17 protein-coding genes are annotated in these 18,848 nt (G+C 64.9%); 11 read left to right on the top strand and 6 right to left on the bottom strand.

All coding sequences use genetic code 11. The features are described from left to right. Positions 1 to 20 precede the first annotated feature (20 nt). Genes FJ936_RS00450 through FJ936_RS00465 form a run of 4 tightly spaced genes read left to right on the top strand, consistent with a single transcriptional unit; the run spans position 21 to position 3,302 of the window. Positions 21 to 902: a branched-chain amino acid ABC transporter permease gene (locus FJ936_RS00450; protein ID WP_140615272.1), complete on the top strand. Its 882-nt coding sequence runs from the start codon at positions 21 to 23 to the stop codon at positions 900 to 902. Continuing rightward, a complete protein-coding gene (locus tag FJ936_RS00455) occupies positions 899 to 1,861 on the top strand; it encodes a branched-chain amino acid ABC transporter permease (RefSeq protein WP_140711747.1) in 963 nt (320 codons plus the stop codon). Before FJ936_RS00450 ends, FJ936_RS00455 begins: the two co-directional genes overlap by 4 nt. Then, positions 1,858 to 2,583, top strand: a complete 726-nt coding sequence (locus FJ936_RS00460) for an ABC transporter ATP-binding protein (RefSeq protein WP_140789980.1) — start codon at positions 1,858 to 1,860, stop codon at positions 2,581 to 2,583. The genes FJ936_RS00455 and FJ936_RS00460 overlap by 4 nt, the downstream gene beginning before the upstream one ends. Further along, positions 2,580 to 3,302: an ABC transporter ATP-binding protein gene (locus FJ936_RS00465; RefSeq protein ID WP_140789978.1), complete on the top strand. Its 723-nt coding sequence runs from the start codon at positions 2,580 to 2,582 to the stop codon at positions 3,300 to 3,302. Before FJ936_RS00460 ends, FJ936_RS00465 begins: the two co-directional genes overlap by 4 nt. On the opposite strand, the gene FJ936_RS00470 is transcribed toward FJ936_RS00465, so the two are convergent. Together FJ936_RS00470 and pncA are read right to left on the bottom strand one after the other, a co-directional pair. Continuing rightward, on the bottom strand, positions 3,303 to 4,685 hold the full coding sequence (locus FJ936_RS00470) for a sodium:proton antiporter (RefSeq protein ID WP_181171245.1): 1,383 nt from the start codon (positions 4,683 to 4,685) through the stop codon (positions 3,303 to 3,305). A 66-nt stretch (positions 4,686 to 4,751) separates the two neighbouring features. Then, positions 4,752 to 5,366 (bottom strand): bifunctional nicotinamidase/pyrazinamidase, encoded by a 615-nt coding sequence (gene pncA, locus FJ936_RS00475; RefSeq protein WP_140789974.1) that lies wholly within the window; start codon positions 5,364 to 5,366, stop codon positions 4,752 to 4,754. Positions 5,367 to 5,699: 333 nt separating this feature from the next. On the opposite strand from pncA, the gene FJ936_RS00480 reads away from it, so the two are divergent. From FJ936_RS00480 to FJ936_RS00505, 6 genes are read left to right on the top strand one after another with little or no spacing between them, the layout of a single operon-like run. Next, a complete protein-coding gene (locus FJ936_RS00480; protein WP_140789972.1) occupies positions 5,700 to 6,554 on the top strand; it encodes a xanthine dehydrogenase family protein subunit M in 855 nt (284 codons plus the stop codon). Then, positions 6,551 to 9,304 carry a molybdopterin-dependent oxidoreductase gene (locus FJ936_RS00485; RefSeq protein ID WP_140789970.1) on the top strand — a complete coding sequence of 918 codons (2,754 nt, stop codon included), beginning with the start codon at positions 6,551 to 6,553 and terminating at the stop codon, positions 9,302 to 9,304. Before FJ936_RS00480 ends, FJ936_RS00485 begins: the two co-directional genes overlap by 4 nt. After that, on the top strand, positions 9,301 to 10,842 hold the full coding sequence (locus tag FJ936_RS00490; protein ID WP_140789968.1) for a 6-hydroxynicotinate reductase: 1,542 nt from the start codon (positions 9,301 to 9,303) through the stop codon (positions 10,840 to 10,842). The genes FJ936_RS00485 and FJ936_RS00490 overlap by 4 nt, the downstream gene beginning before the upstream one ends. Next, positions 10,842 to 11,726: a hypothetical protein gene (locus FJ936_RS00495; protein WP_015314458.1), complete on the top strand. Its 885-nt coding sequence runs from the start codon at positions 10,842 to 10,844 to the stop codon at positions 11,724 to 11,726. Before FJ936_RS00490 ends, FJ936_RS00495 begins: the two co-directional genes overlap by 1 nt. After that, on the top strand, positions 11,719 to 12,303 hold the full coding sequence (locus FJ936_RS00500; protein WP_140660161.1) for an amino acid synthesis family protein: 585 nt from the start codon (positions 11,719 to 11,721) through the stop codon (positions 12,301 to 12,303). The genes FJ936_RS00495 and FJ936_RS00500 overlap by 8 nt, the downstream gene beginning before the upstream one ends. Further along, complete coding sequence (locus FJ936_RS00505; protein WP_023781829.1) at positions 12,300 to 12,761, top strand: MarR family transcriptional regulator; 462 nt, start codon at positions 12,300 to 12,302, stop codon at positions 12,759 to 12,761. The genes FJ936_RS00500 and FJ936_RS00505 overlap by 4 nt, the downstream gene beginning before the upstream one ends. Positions 12,762 to 12,877: 116 nt before the next feature. On the opposite strand, the gene FJ936_RS00510 is transcribed toward FJ936_RS00505, so the two are convergent. The 3 genes from FJ936_RS00510 to FJ936_RS00520 are packed head-to-tail and all read right to left on the bottom strand — an operon-like array spanning position 12,878 to position 16,739. Beyond that, entirely contained in the window at positions 12,878 to 13,846 is a 969-nt protein-coding gene (locus FJ936_RS00510; protein ID WP_015314453.1) for a substrate-binding domain-containing protein, read from the bottom strand. Then, complete coding sequence (locus FJ936_RS00515) at positions 13,843 to 15,156, bottom strand: ABC transporter permease (protein ID WP_140789966.1); 1,314 nt, start codon at positions 15,154 to 15,156, stop codon at positions 13,843 to 13,845. Before FJ936_RS00515 ends, FJ936_RS00510 begins: the two co-directional genes overlap by 4 nt. Then, positions 15,153 to 16,739 (bottom strand): sugar ABC transporter ATP-binding protein, encoded by a 1,587-nt coding sequence (locus tag FJ936_RS00520; RefSeq protein ID WP_140789964.1) that lies wholly within the window; start codon positions 16,737 to 16,739, stop codon positions 15,153 to 15,155. Before FJ936_RS00520 ends, FJ936_RS00515 begins: the two co-directional genes overlap by 4 nt. Before the next feature lie 221 nt (positions 16,740 to 16,960). Between FJ936_RS00520 and FJ936_RS00525 the strand changes: the two genes are divergently transcribed. Beyond that, positions 16,961 to 17,980 (top strand): LacI family DNA-binding transcriptional regulator, encoded by a 1,020-nt coding sequence (locus tag FJ936_RS00525; RefSeq protein WP_140789962.1) that lies wholly within the window; start codon positions 16,961 to 16,963, stop codon positions 17,978 to 17,980. Positions 17,981 to 18,027: 47 nt separating this feature from the next. On the opposite strand, the gene FJ936_RS00530 is transcribed toward FJ936_RS00525, so the two are convergent. Beyond that, on the bottom strand, positions 18,028 to 18,822 hold the full coding sequence (locus tag FJ936_RS00530) for an inositol monophosphatase family protein (protein WP_140789960.1): 795 nt from the start codon (positions 18,820 to 18,822) through the stop codon (positions 18,028 to 18,030). Between the last annotated feature and the right edge of the window lie 26 nt (positions 18,823 to 18,848).

Raw genomic sequence — 18,848 nt, forward strand, 5'->3', positions numbered from 1 at the left:
CATCCCTCTGTGGCTAACCCATGCACTTCGGACCCCACCTTCTCCTCGCAACCCTTGAAGGCCTCGTCACCTCGGCCGTGCTGGCGCTGACGGCGCTGGGTCTGTCGCTGGTGTTCGGCGTCATGCGTGTCGTCAACGTCGCCCATGGCGAGTTCTTCATGCTGGGCGCCGTGCTTGCCTGGGCGATCACATCGGCAATTGGCGGCCATCCGGCTCTTGGCTTCCTGGCGGCGCTGGTGATCGCGCCGCTGATCGTCGGCGCCATCGCGCTGGTCGCCGAACGGCTGGTGCTGAGCCGGCTCAACTACAATCCGGAAGCCACCATCGTCGCCACCATCGGCATGCTCTACATCATCCAGCAGCTGGCGCTGACCTTCTATGGCCCCGAAGCGCGGCCCGTGGAGCCGCCGTTCAGCTATCGCATCCTTCTGCCGTGGTTCGGCTATTCCGGCTACAAGCTGTCTATCATCGCCGCATCCGCTCTTCTGCTGATCGCGACATGGCTGGTGCTGACGCGCACCAGGATCGGCCTCATCATGCGTGCCACGCAGTATGACAGCGAGACGGCGCAGGCCTTCGGCATCCCGGTCGGCCGCGTCTATGGCGGCGTTTTCGCGCTCGGCGCCATGCTGGCGGCGATCGCCGCGGTGCTGATCGTGCCGATCAGCCAGGCGCACTATCTGATGGGGCAGGATCCGCTGCTCTTGTCCTTCATCGTCGTCATCATCGGCGGCCTCGGCTCGTTGCGCGGCACGGTCGTCGCCGCCGTGCTGATCGGCCTCTCCGACGGCATCATTTCGATGTTCTTCTCGCCGACGCTGGCCAAGATCATCGCCACGCTGCTGGTCGCCATGGTGCTGGTGTTCCGGCCGCAAGGCCTGTTCGGGACGGCATCGCGATGAGCGAAGCTTCGCCGGCAAAGGCCTATGCGCTGCATCTCGGCGTGATTGCCCTGCTCTTCATGCTGAGCTTCCTCTTGCCGGACTATTACCACGGCCTGCTCGCCCGCATCATGGTGCTGGCGGTCTTCGCCATGGGCTACAACATGCTGTTCGGCTATGTCGGCCTGCTCAGCCTTGGCCATGCGATGTTCTTCGGCGCCGGGCTTTACGGCGCCGGCCTTGCCGTCATCCAGCTCGGCTGGAGCGTGCCTCTGGCGTTCCTCGCCGGCATTGCCTGCGGCGCGGCGTTGGCGCTGGTGATCGGCCTCCTGGCGCTGCGCACCACGGGCGTGGCCTTCATGATCGTCACCATGATGTTCGCGCAGGTGTTTTATCTGGCCATCCTCTATTTCGCGGCCTGGACCGGCGGCGATCAGGGTCAGGTCGTGCCGCAGCCGGCGCGTGTCCTCAATCTCGGCGCCACCTCGCTCGATCTCACCAACCCGACCGTACGCTACATGACGGCGCTCGGCTTGTTTTCGCTCGTGCTGCTGATCACGCTTGCCGTCGTCCGGTCCAGATACGGTCGCGTGCTGATCGCGATCCGGGAGAATGAGGAACGCACGAAGATGCTGGGCTACGACACCTTCTCCAACAAGCTTGCCGCCATTATCGTCTCCGGCACGATCTGCGCGGCGTCCGGCGCCGCCTACGCGCTGCTGTTCGGCTATGTCGGGTCGAGTTTCGCCTCGGTACAGTATTCGATCCTGCCGCTGCTGTGGGTGCTGCTCGGCGGTGCGGCCACAACGCTTGGACCACTGATCGGCACGCTGTTCATGTACTATGTCATCGACGTCACCAGCGGCTACACGTCGGCCTACCTGCTGATCGTCGGCATGGCACTCATTCTGCTGGTGCTGTTTTTCCCGAAAGGCATTCTCGGCACCATCCGCCGGCGCTGGCTTGGATGGCTGCCATGACGCCGCTGCTGACCACCAAGGGCCTGTCGCGCAGCTTCGGCGGCCTGCGTGCGGTCGACAATGTCGACTTCACCCTGATGCCGGGCGAGATCCGCGCCGTCATCGGTCCGAACGGCGCCGGCAAGACAACCTTCGTCAGTCTGATCAGCGGCCGCATCCAGCCGTCTTCGGGAGCGATCGTCTTCGACGGTGCCGACATCACCGGCCTGCCGACCTATGCCAGGGTCCGCCGGGGCATCGCCTACACCTTCCAGATCACCAGCGTCTTTGCCAATCTCAGCGTCTATGACAATGTCGCGCTGCCGGTGCAGCTCACGCTCAGCGATCGCCGCTCGAAGGCTGAGCTGCGTGCCGGCGTCATCTCTGCGCTTGAACGTACAGGGCTGGCCGACCGCACCCATATGCCGGCCGGGCAATTGTCCTACGGCCATCAACGATTGCTCGAAGTGGCGATGGGCCTGGCGCTGAAACCGCGCCTGCTGATCCTCGACGAGCCGACGCAGGGGCTCGCCGACAGCGAGATCGACAATTTCATCGCGCTGGTGCGCGACATCGCCAAAGGCGCGACCGTGCTGCTGATCGAGCACAACATGCCGGTCGTGATGCAGCTTGCCGACCGCATCACCGTCTTCAACGCCGGCAGGATCCTGGCCGAGGGCACACCCGAAGCCATCCGCGAGAACGCGGCGGTTCAGGAAGCCTATCTGGGAACGGCACCATGACTGAGGCGAGCAAGCCCGAATCGCTGACGATTTCCGGGCTCGATTGCTTCTATGGCGAGGTCCAGGTGCTCTATGGGCTCGACCTGGTGCTGAACAAGGGAGAGGTGCTGTGCCTGTTCGGCCGCAACGGCGCCGGCAAGACGACGACGCTGAAGGCGATCATGGGCCTGGTTCCGGCGCGTGCCGGCTCGATCAGGCTCGCAGGGCAGGAATTGACCGGCCTGCCAGCGCATGAAGTGCCGAAGGCTGGTGTCGCCTACGTGCCGCAGGGCAGGCGGCTGTTCGCCGAGATGACGGTGGCCGAAAACATCGAGATCGGGCTGATGGCGCGCGGCAAGGGCAAGGCGACGCGCGAGAACGTTCTCGACCTCTTCCCGCTGCTGCGCCAGCGGCTACGGCAGCGCTCGGGCACCTTGTCCGGGGGCGAGCAGCAGATGCTGGCCATGGCGCGCGCGCTTTGCCTTGAGCCGCAGGTGCTGTTGCTCGACGAGCCGACCGAAGGGTTGATGCCGTCGATGATCGCCAAGATCCGCGAGACGGTGTCGAAGCTGCGCGAGATGGAGGTCTCCACCATCCTGGTCGAGCAGCGGGTCGATGCCGTGCTGTCGGTCGCCGATCGTGTCTGCTTTATTGAAAACGGCCGCAACCGCGAGACGGTCGATGTCGAGGCCCTGCGCGTCGACCCGTCCGCGGTCCGGCGCTATGTCGGCGTGGGTTGATCAACCGAAAAACAGAAAACCCGCGACCAAGAAGGTCGGGACCAGCACCAGCCCGGACCACAGCATGTACCCAAAGAAGCCCGGCATCTTGACGCCGCGATGCCTGGCAATGGCATAGACCATGAAGTTGGGCGCGTTGCCGATATAGGTGTTGGCGCCCATGAACACGGCGCCGGCCGAGATCGCGGCAAGTGTCGAGGCGAACTCCGTCATCAGGTGGCGGGGATCGCCGCCCGCCAGCTCGAAAAACACCAGATAGGTCGGTGCATTGTCGAGGAAGGACGACAATGCACCGGTCAGCCAGAAATAGGCGAGGTCGTTGGGCGTGCCTTGCGCCGACGTGACGAGCGCCACCAGCGGCGCCAGCGCACCGTTGTGGCCGGCCCTCAAAATGGCGACGACCGGGACGATGCAGATGAAGATGCCGGCGAACAATTTGGCCACTTCCGCGATCGGACCCCAGTTGAAGCCGTTCGCCTCGCGGTGGCTCTTGTAGGAGAGCGGAAGCGATAGCAGGGCCAGCGCGAGGATGATCACGTCGCGGACCAGGTTCTGCAGTTCGAGACCGACGCCGAACACGGAAAAACTCACGCCCGGCTTCCACGCCGCCGACAGCAGGATGGCGCCGATCACACCGGCCAGCAGCGGGAGGTTGGCCAGGCCGCGCAGGCGCACGTTCGTATCGGGTGTCGGATCCTTGATCTTCGGTGCGCCAGCCTCGCGCCGGTGCAGGATGAGGTCGATCGCCAGGAACGCCGCCAGCACGACGAGGCCAACGAACAGCGTCTCCCGGTAGAGGTTGGTGGTCGTCCAGAAGAAATCGACGCCGCGCAGGAAGCCGACGAACAGCGGGGGGTCGCCGAGCGGCGTAAGCGAGCCGCCGATGTTGGACACCAGGAAAATGAAGAAGATGACGACATGGGCATTGAAAGGCCTGTTGTCGTTGGCGCGCAGGATCGGCCGGATCAGGATCATCGAGGCGCCGGTCGTGCCGATCACCGAGGCCAGCAGCGCCCCGACGATCAGCAGCCCGGCATTGACCAGCGGCGTGCCGTGGATGTTGCCGGCAAGCAGGATGCCGCCTGAAATCGTGTAGAGCGCAAACAGCAGGACAATGAACGACATGTATTCGGTGAGCAGCGCGTGCAGCACCGCCTCGGTCGCCGCGGGAGCACCGAAGGCAATCGCGAGCGGCACGATCACGAGCGCCGCCCACAAGGCCGCGATCTTGCCGTAGTGATGTTCCCAGACATGGTGGAACAGCAGCGGACCGGTCGCGATCGACAACAGCAGCCCGGCAAATGGCAGCGCCCACCACAGCGACATCGCGCCGCCAGGCAGGCCGTGCTCTTCGGCCGCGAAGGCCTGTGCTGGAAACTGCATCGCGACGATGATCGCCCCGCCCGCCCCGGTCGCTATCGGCAAGTATCCCCTTCTACCCCCCACGAGTCAGCCCGAAGTGTGATCTTCGAGCGTCACGCCGGCATCGCGCATCTTCGCCAGCATTGTCTCGAGGGATCCGTTGAGATCGATGCCACGGCAGGCATCGAGCCTGACCGTGGTTCTAAACCCTTGTTTGACCGCATCCAGCGCCGAGAAGGCGACGCAGAAATCGGTCGCCAGGCCGACCAGGGTCAGTGTGTCGATGCCGCGCTCCCGCAGATAGCCGGCGAGCCCCGTGGGCGTCGCGTGATCATTCTCGAAGAAGGCGGAATAGCTGTCGATGGCGGAGCGAAAGCCTTTGCGGATGAGGAGTTCGGCCTTGGTCCAGGCAAGTCCGGAATGGAAATCCGAGCCGAGACTGCCCTGTATGCAGTGGTCCGGCCACAGCGTCTGCGGACCATAGGGCATCTCGATCGTCGAATAGGGCTGCGACCCAGGGTGGCTGGAGGCGAAGCTGGAATGGCCGGCGGGGTGCCAGTCCTGTGTCAGCACGACATGGTCTGTTCGCCGGATCATGTCGTTGACCAGCGGCACGATCTCGTCGCCGCCGGCAACGGCCAGCGCGCCGCCCGGGCAAAAGTCGTTCTGCAGGTCGATGACAACGAGCGCTTCGTCGGCCATGGGCTTCCTTCCTGTCAGGCTGGGGTCGGGCTCCGAACGAGGCACCCGGCGAAAGAAAAAGCCGCTGGCGCGACTGAGGAGAAACTTGACCAGATGAGGGGCCGCGTCAACCTCCAGCGGCATAACAAATGCGTGGCGATGCCAGCCGGCGCAAACTCTGGCTTTGACAATTTCCGCCGTCTTGATATCATTTGCATACGAATGAATTTGCCGGTCGAAGCCGGTAAAGACTTTCCCTAGGCAAGCGCCTCGGGAGGGCCAGTTTCGGGCAAAGCCCATTTTATCGGGAAGGCCCACCTTATCGGGAAGGCCCACCTTATTGGGAAGGAAAGCGTGATCCGTTACGCGAAACCCACCACGGTCGACGAGGCCCTCGCGCTGCTTAGCGGGCGCGCTTGGCGTATCCTTGCCGGCGGTACGGATTTCTATCCGGCGCAGGGCAGCAAACCGTTTCGTGACAATGTCCTCGACATCAACGGCCTGACAGCGCTGCGCGGCATCGCCGAGACCGGCAGCCACTGGATCATCGGCGCGCGCACGACATGGACCGACATCATCCGCCATCCCTTGCCGCCGGCCTTTGATGCGTTGAAACAGGCCGCGCGGGAAGTGGGTTCACCACAAATCCAGAACGTCGCCTCGGTCGCCGGCAATCTCTGCAACGCCTCGCCGGCCGCCGACGGTGTGCCGGGGCTGCTGGTCCTTGATGCCGAGGTCGAGCTGCGCTCGGCGACGGCGACGCGCCGTCTGCCCTTGGCGGCGTTCATCCTCGGCAACCGCCGTACGGCCTTGCGGCCTGGCGAGATGCTGACGGCCATCCACGTGCCGAAACCCGCCGGCACATCGGCCTTCATCAAGCTCGGGGCGCGGCGCTATCTCGTTATTTCCATTGCCATGGTGGCGGTGCGTCTGGTTGCCGAGAATGGCACTGTCGCGCAGGCGGCCGTCGCCGTCGGCTCGTGTTCGGCCGTGGCGAGGCGGCTTGCCGGTGTCGAGGCGGCGCTGCGCGGGCTTCCCTTGGACGCCGGGCTTGTTGCCGCGGTCCGGTCGGCGCCGATGGCTGAGCTGCAGCCGATCGCCGATGTGCGCGGCAGCGCTGAATACAGGCTCGACGCGGTGCGCGAGATCGTTGCGCGCGCCGCGCTTGAGGCCGCGGGCAAGCCCACGGACGACAAGGTGGCCGCATGAGCATGGATCGCGCCGATATCGCCTTCGCGGTCAATGGCGCCGCCGTCTCGGTCAACGTGCCACCGCTGCGCCGGCTGTCCTTGGTGCTGCGTGACGAATTGCGGCTGACGGGTACAAAGGTCGGCTGCGACGCCGGCGACTGCGGCGCCTGCACGGTGCTGGTCGACGGCGACCCCGTCTGCGCCTGCCTGATGTCGGCGGCCTCCGCTTCCGGCACTATGGTGACGACGGTCGAGGGCCTCGCCAATGGGCGCCTGTCGGCGCTGCAAGCCTCGTTTCTGGCGCATGGCGCCGCGCAATGCGGCATCTGCACGCCGGCGCTGCTGGTCGCGGCTTCAGCGCTGCTGGATACGAAACCCAGGCCGACCGAGACCGAGGTGCAGGATGCGTTGGGCGGCATTCTCTGCCGCTGCACCGGCTACCGCAAGATCATCACCGCGGTGATGGAGGCTTCCCTCCAGACCGCGAGCCTGGACTTCCGTCTGCCTCGGTCCGGCCAGGCCATCGGCGCGTCGCCGGTCAGGCTCGACGGTGTGCCAAAGGTGACCGGTGCCGAGAAATTCGGCGGCGATTCCTTTCCGGCCGATGCGCTTGCGGTGCTGGTGATCCGCTCGCCGCATCATCATGCCGGCTTCGCCTTCGGCGACATCGATGGCTGGGCAAGCAGCCATCCCGGTATCACGGGTGTTTTCACGGCAGCCGATATCCCGGGAAAAAACTGTTTCGGCGTTATCGGCCCGTTCGCCGACCAGCCGGCGTTGGCCGAGGGCTTTGCCCGGCTTCGCGGCGAGGCTGTCGCGCTGGTCGCCGGCGAACGCGAGGCGATCCTCGATCTCGATCTGTCGGATTTCCCCGTCCGCTGGACCGAACTGCCGCATGTTCTCCAGCCCGGCGATGCGCAGGCCGAAGGTGCGGCGCTGATCCATGAAAACCGCCCGGCCAATTTGCTGACCAAGGGCTTCGTCGAACGCGGCGATCCCGAGTCGGCACTTGCCGATGCGGCGTTCACCGCGAGCGATGCGATCGACACCTCCTATGTCGAGCACGCCTATATCGAGCCGGAAGCCGGCTATGCATATCTCGACGGCGACACGCTCGTCGTCGTCGCCTGTACGCAGGCGCCTTACATGGATCGTGACGACACGGCGAAAGTGCTCGGCCTTGCCGTCGACAAGGTGCGCATCGTGCCGACCGCGACCGGCGGTGGCTTTGGCTCCAAGCTCGACGTTTCCCTGCAGCCGCTGATCGGCCTTGTCGCGCTGAAGACCGGGCGGCCCGCGGCCCTTGCCTACACCCGCAACGAATCCATGATGTCGACCACCAAGCGCCATCCGGCGCGGATGAAGGCCACCGTCGGCGCAGATGCCGAGGGCCATGTCACAGGCATGATCTTCGAAGGCGATTTCAACACCGGAGCCTATGCGAGCTGGGGACCGACGGTTGCCAACCGCGTGCCGGTGCATGCCTCCGGTCCTTATTTCACGCCGAATTACCGCGCCGAGGGCCGCGCCATCCACACAAATGGGCCGATTGCCGGTGCCTTCCGTGGCTTCGGCGTGCCGCAGGCGACGATCATGCAAGAGACGCTCTATGACGAGCTCGCCGGCAAGCTCGGTATCGATCGGCTTGATTTTCGCCTGAAGAATTGCCTTCGGAACGGATCCGAAACGGTTACCGGGCAGCTCCTGGAGTCCGGCGTCGGCATCGCCGAATGCCTCGAAGCGTTGCGGCCGCATTGGGCGCGGGCGACGGCCGATGCCGACGCTTTCAACAGCGCCAACCTGGACAGGAAACGCGGCGTCGGTGTCGCTTCGTGCTGGTATGGCTGCGGCAACACCTCGCTGCCCAATCCGTCGACCATCCGGGTCGGCATCGCGGCTGACGGCGCGGTCATCCTGCATCAGGGCGCGGTCGATATCGGCCAAGGGTCCAACACCGTCATCACGCAGATCTGCGCCGACGCGCTCGGCCTGCCGCTGGAAAAATTCCGGCTGAAGAGCGCCGATACGGCGATCAGTCCCGATGCTGGGAAGACCTCGGCCTCGCGCCAGACCTTCGTCACCGGCAAGGCGGCCGAGAAGGCAGGACGCGCCCTGCGCGAGAAGATCCTGCGCTTTGCCAATGTCTCGGACAAGGCTTCGCTTGAACTGGATGGCCCGGCGATCGTCATCCGCGAAGGCGAGGCGACACGAAGCATCGATCTTGCCGCGCTCGGCGTGGATACGGACGGCTTCGTCTTCCGTGCCGAGGAGACCTACGACCCGCCAACGCTGCCGCTCGATGCCAAGGGCCAGGGCAAACCCTATGCGGTCTATGGCTATGGCGCGCAGATCGCCGAACTTGAGGTCGACCTCAGGCTCGGCACGGTCACGCTGATCAGGATCATCGCCGCGCACGACGTCGGCAAGGCGATCAACCCGCTGCTGGTCGAGGGCCAGATCGAGGGCGGTATCGCGCAAGGCATCGGCATGGCACTGATGGAAGAATACATCCCCGGCCGCACCGAGAATTTGCATGACTATCTCATCCCGACCATCGGCGACGTGCCGCCGATCGAGACCATCCTTGTCGAGGTGCCCGATCCCGAAGGGCCGTTCGGCGCCAAGGGCCTGGGCGAGCACGTGCTGATCCCGACGGCGCCGGCGATCCTCAATGCCATTCGTCACGCCACCGGCGTGCTGGTCACCAAGGTGCCGGCAACGCCAAGCCGCATCCTGGCGGCCATCCGCGAGAAGGAGGCACGCGCATGAGCGAGCTTGCCGAGCGTTTCGAAACCCATGATCCCGGCGAGAAGCTGGTGGCGGAAAAGATCCGCTGCGATGCCTGTCCCGTCATGTGCTACATCGCTGACGGACGCACCGGAGCCTGCGACCGCTATGGCAATATCGCGGGCCGCATCGTGCGCATGGACCCGCTGACCATCCTCGACCATGCGGCCGAGACCGGGGCCGCCATTGTCCCCTTTGTCGCCGAGGGCGAGCAGTGGGATGGCGAACTCATCAACACCGGCCGCCGCTTCGTCACCGCAATCGGCGCCGGCACAACCTATCCCGACTACAAGCCCGCTCCCTTCATCGTCAGCCAGAAAGTGGAAGGCGTCGATCTCGTCACCGTGGTGACCGAAGGCATCTTCTCCTATTGCGGCGTCAAGGTGAAGATAGATACCGACCGTCATATCGGACCCGAAACAGCTGTTGTGCGGGCTGAGGGCGAAGCCATCGGCCATGTCACGACGGGAGAATATGGCTCGCAGATGCTGTCGCTGGGCGGCGTGCATCATCTGACCGGCGGCTCCAAGGCGGAAGGCCGCGCCACCTGCGATGCGCTGCTCAACCTGTGCAACCGCAAACCGGTGGAACTCACCATCGACGGCGGCGCCACGGTCATTGTCGAAGCCGGCAAACCACCCGTCATCGACGGCAAGCAGGAACATCGCATGCGCGTCGGCTGCGGCTCGGCCACCATCGGCATGTTCGCCACGCAATGGCGCGGGCTGGTCGACGAGGTGGTGGTGGTCGACGACCACATTACCGGCGTCGTTTCCGAACACCAGGCCGGCAAGGTGCTGGGCTGGCAGGATACCGGTATCAAGATCGTCGGCCGCCGCTCGACGCCGGGCCGCTATTTCAAGGTCTCCGAGCCCGGCCTCGGCTGGGGTGGCACCAGCATTTCAGATCCGCTGTCGATCCTCGGCGAATGGAACGCCAAGAAGGGCGCGCGGCCGGGCCTGTCGCTGCTGATGGTTTCGACCACCGGCGAGCAGTTCGCCTATTACGAGCTCGACGACGACTTGAAACCGGTCGAAAAACCGTTTCCGGAGCGGCTGCAAAAATCGGTCAACCTGATCGAGGACAATTGCGAGCCGGCTTTGTGCACCGTGCTGTTCATCGGCGGCGCCGGCGGCTCACTGCGTGCCGGCGTCACCGAAAACCCGGTCAATCTCACCCGTTCCGTGCAAGGCCTGAAAACCTACGTCACGGTCGGCGGCGCGCCGGTCTATGTCTGGCCGGGCGGCGGCATCACGCTGATGGTCGATGTCACCAGGGTTCCGCCAGGCGCCTTCGGCTACGTGCCGACGCCAGCGCTGGTGGCGCCGATCGAGTTCACGCTGCGTCGCGACGACTATGTCAGGCTTGGCGGCTACGAGGCTGAAATCCGCAGCGTCGCGGATATTGTCGCCAAGGGCGGCGAGTACCTCAATCCCCGACGCGGCACGGGTGCCCCGGCCAGCAATCCATGGCCGCCGCTGGTGCAGTTGCGCCGCGCGGGCTCGGATGAGGCCGGCTGATGGAAGGCCCGCAAGCGCATTGGCTGCAGGATGGCAAGCGGCTGCATCTCAACCATGGGCCGATCGACCTGATCGTCGAGGCCTTCGGCGAGGCTGACGAGTGTCGCGCCGCCTATGCCCAAGCCGTCGCGCGCTTCCAGACGATCCTGATCGAGTTGGTCGAGGAGCTTCCCGAACTGCGCCTCCCGGCATTTTTCTTGGCGCCGCGAACCTTCACCGGCCCGACGGCGCGCCGCATGGAAGCAGCCGTCATGCCCCTGGCGGAATGCTTCATCACGCCGATGGCCGCCGTCGCCGGATCGGTAGCCGACGAAATGCTTGCCGCGCTGCTTGCCGGCCGCAAGCTCGACCGCGCCTATGTCAACAATGGCGGCGACAGCGCCCTCCATCTCGACAAGGCCACGTCGATTGGCTTGGCGGTCGCCGGGACCGGCAACGGCATGGCCGACCGGATCACGATCCGCGCGCAAGATGGGGTGCGTGGTGTCGCAACCAGCGGCTGGCGTGGCCGCTCCTTCTCGCTTGGCATTGCCGATGCCGTCACCGTGCTCGCGCGCACCGGCGCCGAGGCAGATGCGGCGGCGACGCTTATCGCCAACGCCGTCGACCTGCCCGGCAATCCCGCCATCAGGCGCACTCCCGCAAGCGACCTGTCGCCCGACAGCGATCTTGGCGCACGGCTGGTGACACAAGGCGTCGGCACGCTTGCCTCTGGCGAGGTGGCGCGGGCGCTGGACAATGGCCTCGCCGTCGCCGAAGATTTTCGGCGGCGCGGCCTGATTGCCGCATCGGCGCTGTTTCTTGGTGGGGAGGCCCGTATCAGCGGCTCCGTTGCACTCGGCCCGCCCAACAAGCATGAACCGGAGGAAGTTGCCCATGCCTGAGTTTCCGATCCGCAAGATCGCGGTGCTGAGCGAAGAGATTTTTCACGACGGCGGACCGGTCGCGGCGGTGCCGCGCCGGCGTGCCGCCGCCATGGCGGTGGTCAAGAACCCTTTCGCCGGGCGCTATGTCGAGGAGCTGCAGAGCGCCATGGACGATCTGAAGCCGCTCGGCCTGCTGCTTGCCGACCGGCTGATCGCGGCGCTCGGCGGCGACGTGAAACAGATCGACGGCTACGGCAAGGGCGCCATTGTCGGCAGCGCAGGCGAGCTGGAACACGGCGCGCTGTGGCATGTACCCGGCGGTTACGCGATGCGCGAGCGGCTGGGCGATGCCAAGGCGATCGTGCCCTCGGCCAAGAAGGTCGGCGCCTTCGGATCAAAGCTCGACGTACCGCTCGGCCACATCAACGCCGCCTATGTGCGCAGCCATTTCGACGCCATGGAGGTCGGCATCAGCGACGGCCCCCGTCCTGACGAGATCCTGTTCTGCCTCGCCATGACCTGTGGCCCGCGCATCCACAACCGCATGGGTGGCCTCGCTGCGGATGACATAAAAGCCTGGGACGGGCTGCGGTGAGCGGCGAGGACAACCTGCTCAAGCTGGTCGAGGCCGAAGAGGCCGACGATCACGACTACCTCCTGCAGGAACAGGTCGGCTTCATCCTGCGCAAGGCGCACCAGCGCCATGTCTCGATCTTCGCCGCCCGTATCGCCGATCTGACGCCGCCGCAATTCGCCGCACTGGCCAAGCTGCGCGATGTCGGCGAGACCTCGCAGAACCAGCTTGGCACGTTGATCGCCATGGATGCCGCGACGGTGAAGGGCGTCATCGACCGGCTGAAGGCGCGTGGCCTGGTCGAGCTGTCCCGGCATGAGGTCGACAAAAGGCGGCTGCTGGTCAATCTGACGGCCGAGGGTCGCGACGCGATCGAGCGGCTGATCCCGCTTGCCCGGGAAATCACACAGGAAACGCTGGCGCCGCTCACGAACAAGGAAATCGCCACCTTCATGAAGCTGCTGGCGAAGCTGGCGTAGAGCGGCGGCGGCGAAGTCCTTTCCTCTCCCCCGATCGACGGGGGAGAGGAAGGTGCCAAGCTGTCCCTCGGACGAAGAACCTGGACCTTGGGCCGGCGCTTATCTCCGGCGAAAACTCACAGGCCGTTGTCTTTCAGCACCTGGGCGGCGTTTTCCTTGGTGATCTTCTGCGTCGGCAAGGTGATGGTCTTTTCCACCTTCTCGCCGTTGAGGAACTTGATCGCCTGGCGCAAGCCTTCCGCGCCTGGGGTCACATAGGTGAAGGTCGCCGTCAGCTCGCCCTTGTTCACCATCTGCACGCCTTCGTTGGGCAGGCCGTCGATGCCGATGAACTTGATGTCCTTCTCGCGGCCGACGTCCTTGGCGGCCAGATAGGCACCGTAGGCCATCGGGTCGTTGTGGCCGTAGACGAGATCGATCTTCTCGTTGGTCTTCAGCGCGTTGGCCATCAGATTGTAGGCTTGGTCCTGCTTCCAGTCGCCCGACTGCTGGTCGAGCAAATATTTGATGCCCGGTTCCTTGTCGGTGAATTCATGGAAGCCGTCATGGCGGTCATGCGCCGGCTGGGTGCCCATGCCGCCCCAGATCTCGACGACATTGCCCGCTGCCTTGCCCTTGCCGCCGAGCAGTTCGACGGCGTATTCGCCGGCCGCGCGGCCGATCAGCTTGTTGTCGCCGCCGACGAACTGCGTGTAGTCCTTGGTGTCGACATTGCGGTCGAGCACGAAGACCGGGATCTTGGCGTCGATCGCCTGCTGCACGACGCCGGTCAGGCCGGCGGATTCTTTCGGCGAGACCAGCAGCGCGTCGACTTCCTGGCGGATCAGGTTCTCGACGTCGGCGACCTGTTTCTCCGTCTTGTCCTCGCCGTCGGTGATGATCAGCTCGACCTCCGGATGCTTGGCGGCCTCGGCAATGATGTCCTTGTTGAACTGGGCGCGCCAGGGCTCGATGGTGGTCACCTGCGAGAAGCCGATCTTCCACTTCTTGTCCTGGGCGAAAGCATGGCCGGTGGAGAGCAGTGCCGTGGTGGTCAGCAATGCCGCGCCGAGTGCGGCAAGCTTCAGCATGTCACGTCGTTTCATTTCTTGTTTCCTCCGAGATTGAGAGACGGTGTCTCTTGCGACGGCCGTTTTGCGGCGGCCGTTTCCTTGTGCGCCGCCCCGGGCAGGCGCAGATAGGCCATGAGATCGCCGGCATTGCGCTCCTGCACGAGCACGGTGCCGATGATGATCATCCCCTTCAGCACCAGCTGAAGGTTCGAATTTATGTTGTGGAGCTGCAATATGTTGGACAGCAGCCCGAAGATCAGCACGCCGCAGAAGGTGCCTGTCAGGCTGCCGCGCCCGCCCATCAGGCTGGTGCCGCCGATGACCACGGCCGCGATGGCGTCGAGTTCCAGCCCGGCGCCGGCATCCGGCTTGCCTTGCCGGTACTGCGCCACGTAGAGCACCGCGGCGATTCCGGCGAGCAGGCCTGATATGGCATAGGTGGCGATCTTGACGCGGCCGGCGGCGATGCCAGAGAGCCTGGCCGCCTCCTCGTTGCCGCCGATCGCATAGACATAGCGGCCGAACGGCGTGAAGCGCAGCACCGCGCCATAGATGACGATAGCGCCGAGGAAGAACAGGCCGGGCATCGGGATGACGCCGAACACCAGCGAGCGCAGCAGCTCGAAATCGGCGGTTGCGTTGGAACCGGTATAGACCGGCAGCACGGCATTATTCTGGCCGGCGGTGAGCCGGGCGATGCCGAGCGCCGTCACCATCATCGCCAGCGTGACGATGAACGGCTGCAGCCGCCCGCCAACGATGATGAAACCGTTGATGGCGCCGAACAGCAGGCCGACGCAGGGCGCCACCAGCAGCACGCCGAGAACGCCGAATTTGGGCTCGATCTGCGGCAGCAGGTACCACAGCGAAAGACAGCACAGGATGACGCCGACGGTTGCCGGCGTGACCAGCCCGCGAACGGTGTCCAGCCTGACATCGCGAACGGCGGCATCCGCGCGGGCGCGCGACTTCTCCACATTGAGGAAGATGAAGCGCGTGACGACGAAGCCGAGGCACAGCGCGACCAGCGCGACGGTCGGCACGCCCAGCACGACACCGGGCGTCACGCCCGGAACCGTCAGCAGCATGGCGCACACCACCGAGCAGATGGCCATCAGCGAACCGACGGAAAGGTCGATGCCGCCGGTGATGATCACCGCGGTCATGCCGGTGGCGATCAGCCCGGTGGTCGACACCTGGCGCAGCACGTCGAGCAGATTGCCGTAGGACAGAAAGATGTTGTTGCCCTTGGAACTCACCGGCGAACCCAGCACGCCGATCAGGAAGATGGCGATCAGGCCCCAGTAGAGCTTGGTGCGGGACAGGAGTTTCAGTGCGGTCATGCGGCGGGTCTCGATAGGGTCCGGCGCGGTGCAGCGAGGCGCATGATGGCCTCCTCGCTCGCCGCGTCGCGCGAAAGGATGCCTGTCTGGCGGCCGTCGGCCATCACCAGGATGCGGTCGGAAAGATGCAGCAATTCCGGCAGCTCGGAGCTGATGACGGCGATGGCCAGGCCATCGCGCGCCAGCCGGAAGATGAGGTCGTAGATTTCGCGCTTGGCGCCGACATCGATGCCGCGTGTCGGCTCGTCGAGCAACAGCACCCTCGGCCTGGTCGCCAGCCACTTGCCGATGACGACCTTCTGCTGGTTGCCGCCCGACAGCGTGCCGGCGGGCTGGTCGATGTCGCGGCAGCGTATGCCGAGCGCCTTGACCGCCTGCCGCGCCAGCCCCTGCTCTCCGGCCAGCGAGCGGATGCCGAAGCGCGCCAGCGCGCCGACCAGCGGCAGCGCCACATTGTCCGATATCGAGGCCTGCAGGTGCAGGCCTTGCGTCTTGCGGTCCTCGGTCACCAGCGCGATGCCAAGGCGTCTTGCATCGCGCGGCGAGCGGATATCCACCGGCTGGCCGTCGAGCAGGATCTCGCCGCCGGCACGGCCATCGCTCGAGCCGAAGATCGCTTCCATGATCTCGGTGCGGCCTGAGCCCAGCAACCCGCCAATGCCGAGGATTTCTCCGGCGGCCAGATCGAAGCTGACGCCGCCGACCACCTGCCGCCAGCCCTGGCGGTCGGGCTTCGACAGCGACAGGTCGCTGACCGAAAGCACGGTCCTGCCGCCGGGATCCCGCTCACCTTGGGAGGATGCGAGCAGGTCCCGTCCGACCATCGCCGAAATGATGGCGTTTTCGTCGAGTTCGGCCATCGGCCGCGTCAGCACATGGCGTCCGTCACGGAAGACGGTGACGCGACCGGCCAGATGCATCACCTCGTCGATGCGGTGCGAAATGTAGACGATGGCGACGCCGCTATCGGCAAGCTGGCCGATGATGCGGAACAACCGCTGGCATTCGGCCGGCGACAGGGCCGAGGTCGGCTCGTCCATGATCAGGATGCGCGCCGACATCGACAGCGCCTTGGCGATCTCGACCAGTTGCTGTTCGCCGACACGCAAGGCGCCGACGCGAGCGTCCGGATCGAGTTCGATGCCGAGCCGCTGCAGGAGGGCGCTTGCCGCGCGGCTGCTCGCCTTGCGGTCGACGATCAGCCCGGCGATCAGCTTTTCACGGCCAAGAAAGATGTTGTCGGCGACGCTGAGCTCCGGCACCAGGTTGAGTTCCTGGTGGATGATGGCGATGCCGGCATCCTCGGCGTCGCGCACGCCGGCGAAGCCGACCGGCCGGCCATCGACGCTGACCGTGCCTTCATAGCCGGTATAGACGCCGGAGAGGATCTTCATCAGCGTCGATTTGCCGGCGCCGTTCTCGCCCATCAGGGCATGGACCTCGCCGCGTCGCAGTTCGAAGCCGACATCGACGAGCGCGGCGATGCCGCCAAAGCTCTTGGAAATGTGCTCGGCGCTCAGAACGATGTCCGGCCGATCCGATGCCGCATTGCGTGTCGAAGAAGGGGAACTGCTCTCTTGCATGACAATGGCGGCCTCCCTTCCGCCGTCGTCAACTCCAGGCAAACGCTAATCTAAACGTTTCGATAGTGTCAAGCCGATATCAGGTGCCAGAAGTTTGATGCATTTCGATTCTTGCTTAAAAAGACAGGATTCCGTAGGTATTGGCGGCAGAGGGGTGACGAAACGTTTCGAAAATGACAGCGTCAGGGCGAAAAAAACAGCGCAGATCCACCGCGCCCACCATGCTTCACGTGGCGGAGGCCGCGCGTGTCTCGGTCGCCACCGTGTCGGCGCTGATTAACGGCACGGCGACCGTCAGCCCGGAACTCAGCCAGCGTATCGAACAGGCAATCCGCGATATCGGCTACAAGCGCAACGCCATCGCCCGCAGCCTGAAGATGGGCACGACCCGCACCATCGGGCTGACCGTCCCGCACATCACCAACCCGTTCTTCACCGCCGTCGTTTCGGTGATCCAGCAGGCCTTCGACCGCGCCGGCTATGCCGTCATGCTGTGCTGCACCGACGAGGATTTGAACACCCAGGACGACCAGATCAGGCTGCTGCTCGACCGCATGGTCGACGGGCTGATCGTGGCGCGCGTCGGTGACGGCGCGATCCTCGAGCGGATCGTCGTCGACGCCAATGTGCCGGTCGTGTTGCTGGACCGTCTGTGCGAGGGCGTGGACACCGACGCCGTGGTTCTCGACAACGAGCGCGCGGTGTTCGACGCCATCAGCTATCTGATCAATCTCGGCCATCGGCGGATCGGCTACATTACCGGCACCTCGGATATTTCACCCATGCATGACCGGATGACCGGATATTGCGAGGCGCTCCAGGCCGCCGGCTTGCCGATGGCCGAGGAACTGGTTCGTTCCGGTAATTTCCATGAGATCGACGGCTACAACGCAACCATGCAGCTGCTGTCGCTGCATGACCGGCCAAGCGCCATCTTCTCGGCCAACAACCCGATGGTGATCGGCACGATGAAAGCGATCCGCGACATCGGCCTGTCCTGTCCGGAGGACATTTCGGTAGCCTGCTTCGACGATTTTCCCTGGTCCGACGTGTTCCAGCCGCAACTGACGACGGTGGCGCAGCCGGTGCAGGCGATCGGCGAACAGGCGGCCAATCTGCTGCTCGACCGTCTCGCGGGCAACAGGGATGCGCCGCCGCGCAAGCTCGTCCTCAAGGGCCGTTTGATGATCCGCAATTCATGCCGCCCGCTGGGGACAGTGGTGCAGAGCGTGAGCGCCTGAGCATGCCGAAAGTGTGAAGCGGTTTTCGGGCAATTCCCGGGATTTGATCAGGGCGTGAAGACCCCGGAACACAGTTCCTGCAGCTTCGAAAAGACGCCTTTGCCGCCGGTGATAATCTGTGTCCCTCTCTGCAGCACTGTCTTCGGATCCGCCTTCAGCACAGTGCCGCCGGCCTCCTCGATCAGCAGCATGCCGGCGAGGCAGTCCCAAGGGTTCATGTGTTCCTCCACATAGCCAAGCAGCCGGCCCGAGGCGACATAGGCAAGCATCAGCGCGCCTGACGCGTTGCGGAAGAAGACGCCGCCCTCGGCCAGGATCTTCTTGATCAGCACGGCGATGTTCTCGGCTTCGGCCCGGTTTGAGAAGCCGGTGCCCACCGAGCCTTCTTGCAAGCTGGTGGCCGCACTCGTTTTGATCGGCCTGCCGTTGACGAAGGCACCGCCGCCCAGCCTGCCATGGAAGGTCTCGCCGGTCGACGGCTCGTGGATGACGCCGACGATCGTCTCGCCATCCCTTGCGCAGGCGATCACCACGCACCAGGCCGGAATGCCGCGTACGAAATTGGCGGTGCCGTCGATGGGGTCTATGATCCAGGCATGGCCGGTCGAGCCGGCGACCGAGGCGTGCTCCTCGCCGATGATGCCGTCTTGCGGATAGTCGGCGGCGATTGCAGCGCGGATGAACAGCTCGACCTCGCGGTCGGCCTGCGAGACCAGGTCCTGATGGCCCTTGCTCTCGATGGTCAGGCTGTCGAGATCGCGGAAATATCTCAGGCCGAGTTCGCCGCCGCGCCGCGCCAGGTCGATGGCAAACTGCTCGCGTCTATCGAGATCATGGGGCAAGGCAGGGCTCGCTGTTGCGAAGGATA

Source organism: Mesorhizobium sp. B2-4-13 (genome assembly GCF_006658535.1).
GTDB classification, from domain to species: Bacteria; Pseudomonadota; Alphaproteobacteria; order Rhizobiales; family Rhizobiaceae; genus Mesorhizobium; species Mesorhizobium australicum.

Coding starts and splice junctions, on each gene's coding strand:
- FJ936_RS00450 (WP_140615272.1), top strand. CDS start 21: ATGCACTTCGGACCCCACCTTCTCCTCGCAACCCTTGAAGGCCTCGTC.
- FJ936_RS00455 (WP_140711747.1), top strand. CDS start 899: ATGAGCGAAGCTTCGCCGGCAAAGGCCTATGCGCTGCATCTCGGCGTG.
- FJ936_RS00460 (WP_140789980.1), top strand. CDS start 1,858: ATGACGCCGCTGCTGACCACCAAGGGCCTGTCGCGCAGCTTCGGCGGC.
- FJ936_RS00465 (WP_140789978.1), top strand. CDS start 2,580: ATGACTGAGGCGAGCAAGCCCGAATCGCTGACGATTTCCGGGCTCGAT.
- FJ936_RS00470 (WP_181171245.1), bottom strand. CDS start 4,685: ATGCAGTTTCCAGCACAGGCCTTCGCGGCCGAAGAGCACGGCCTGCCT.
- pncA (WP_140789974.1), bottom strand. CDS start 5,366: ATGGCCGACGAAGCGCTCGTTGTCATCGACCTGCAGAACGACTTTTGC.
- FJ936_RS00485 (WP_140789970.1), top strand. CDS start 6,551: ATGAGCATGGATCGCGCCGATATCGCCTTCGCGGTCAATGGCGCCGCC.
- FJ936_RS00490 (WP_140789968.1), top strand. CDS start 9,301: ATGAGCGAGCTTGCCGAGCGTTTCGAAACCCATGATCCCGGCGAGAAG.
- FJ936_RS00495 (WP_015314458.1), top strand. CDS start 10,842: ATGGAAGGCCCGCAAGCGCATTGGCTGCAGGATGGCAAGCGGCTGCAT.
- FJ936_RS00500 (WP_140660161.1), top strand. CDS start 11,719: ATGCCTGAGTTTCCGATCCGCAAGATCGCGGTGCTGAGCGAAGAGATT.
- FJ936_RS00510 (WP_015314453.1), bottom strand. CDS start 13,846: ATGAAACGACGTGACATGCTGAAGCTTGCCGCACTCGGCGCGGCATTG.
- FJ936_RS00515 (WP_140789966.1), bottom strand. CDS start 15,156: ATGACCGCACTGAAACTCCTGTCCCGCACCAAGCTCTACTGGGGCCTG.
- FJ936_RS00520 (WP_140789964.1), bottom strand. CDS start 16,739: ATGCAAGAGAGCAGTTCCCCTTCTTCGACACGCAATGCGGCATCGGAT.
- FJ936_RS00525 (WP_140789962.1), top strand. CDS start 16,961: ATGCTTCACGTGGCGGAGGCCGCGCGTGTCTCGGTCGCCACCGTGTCG.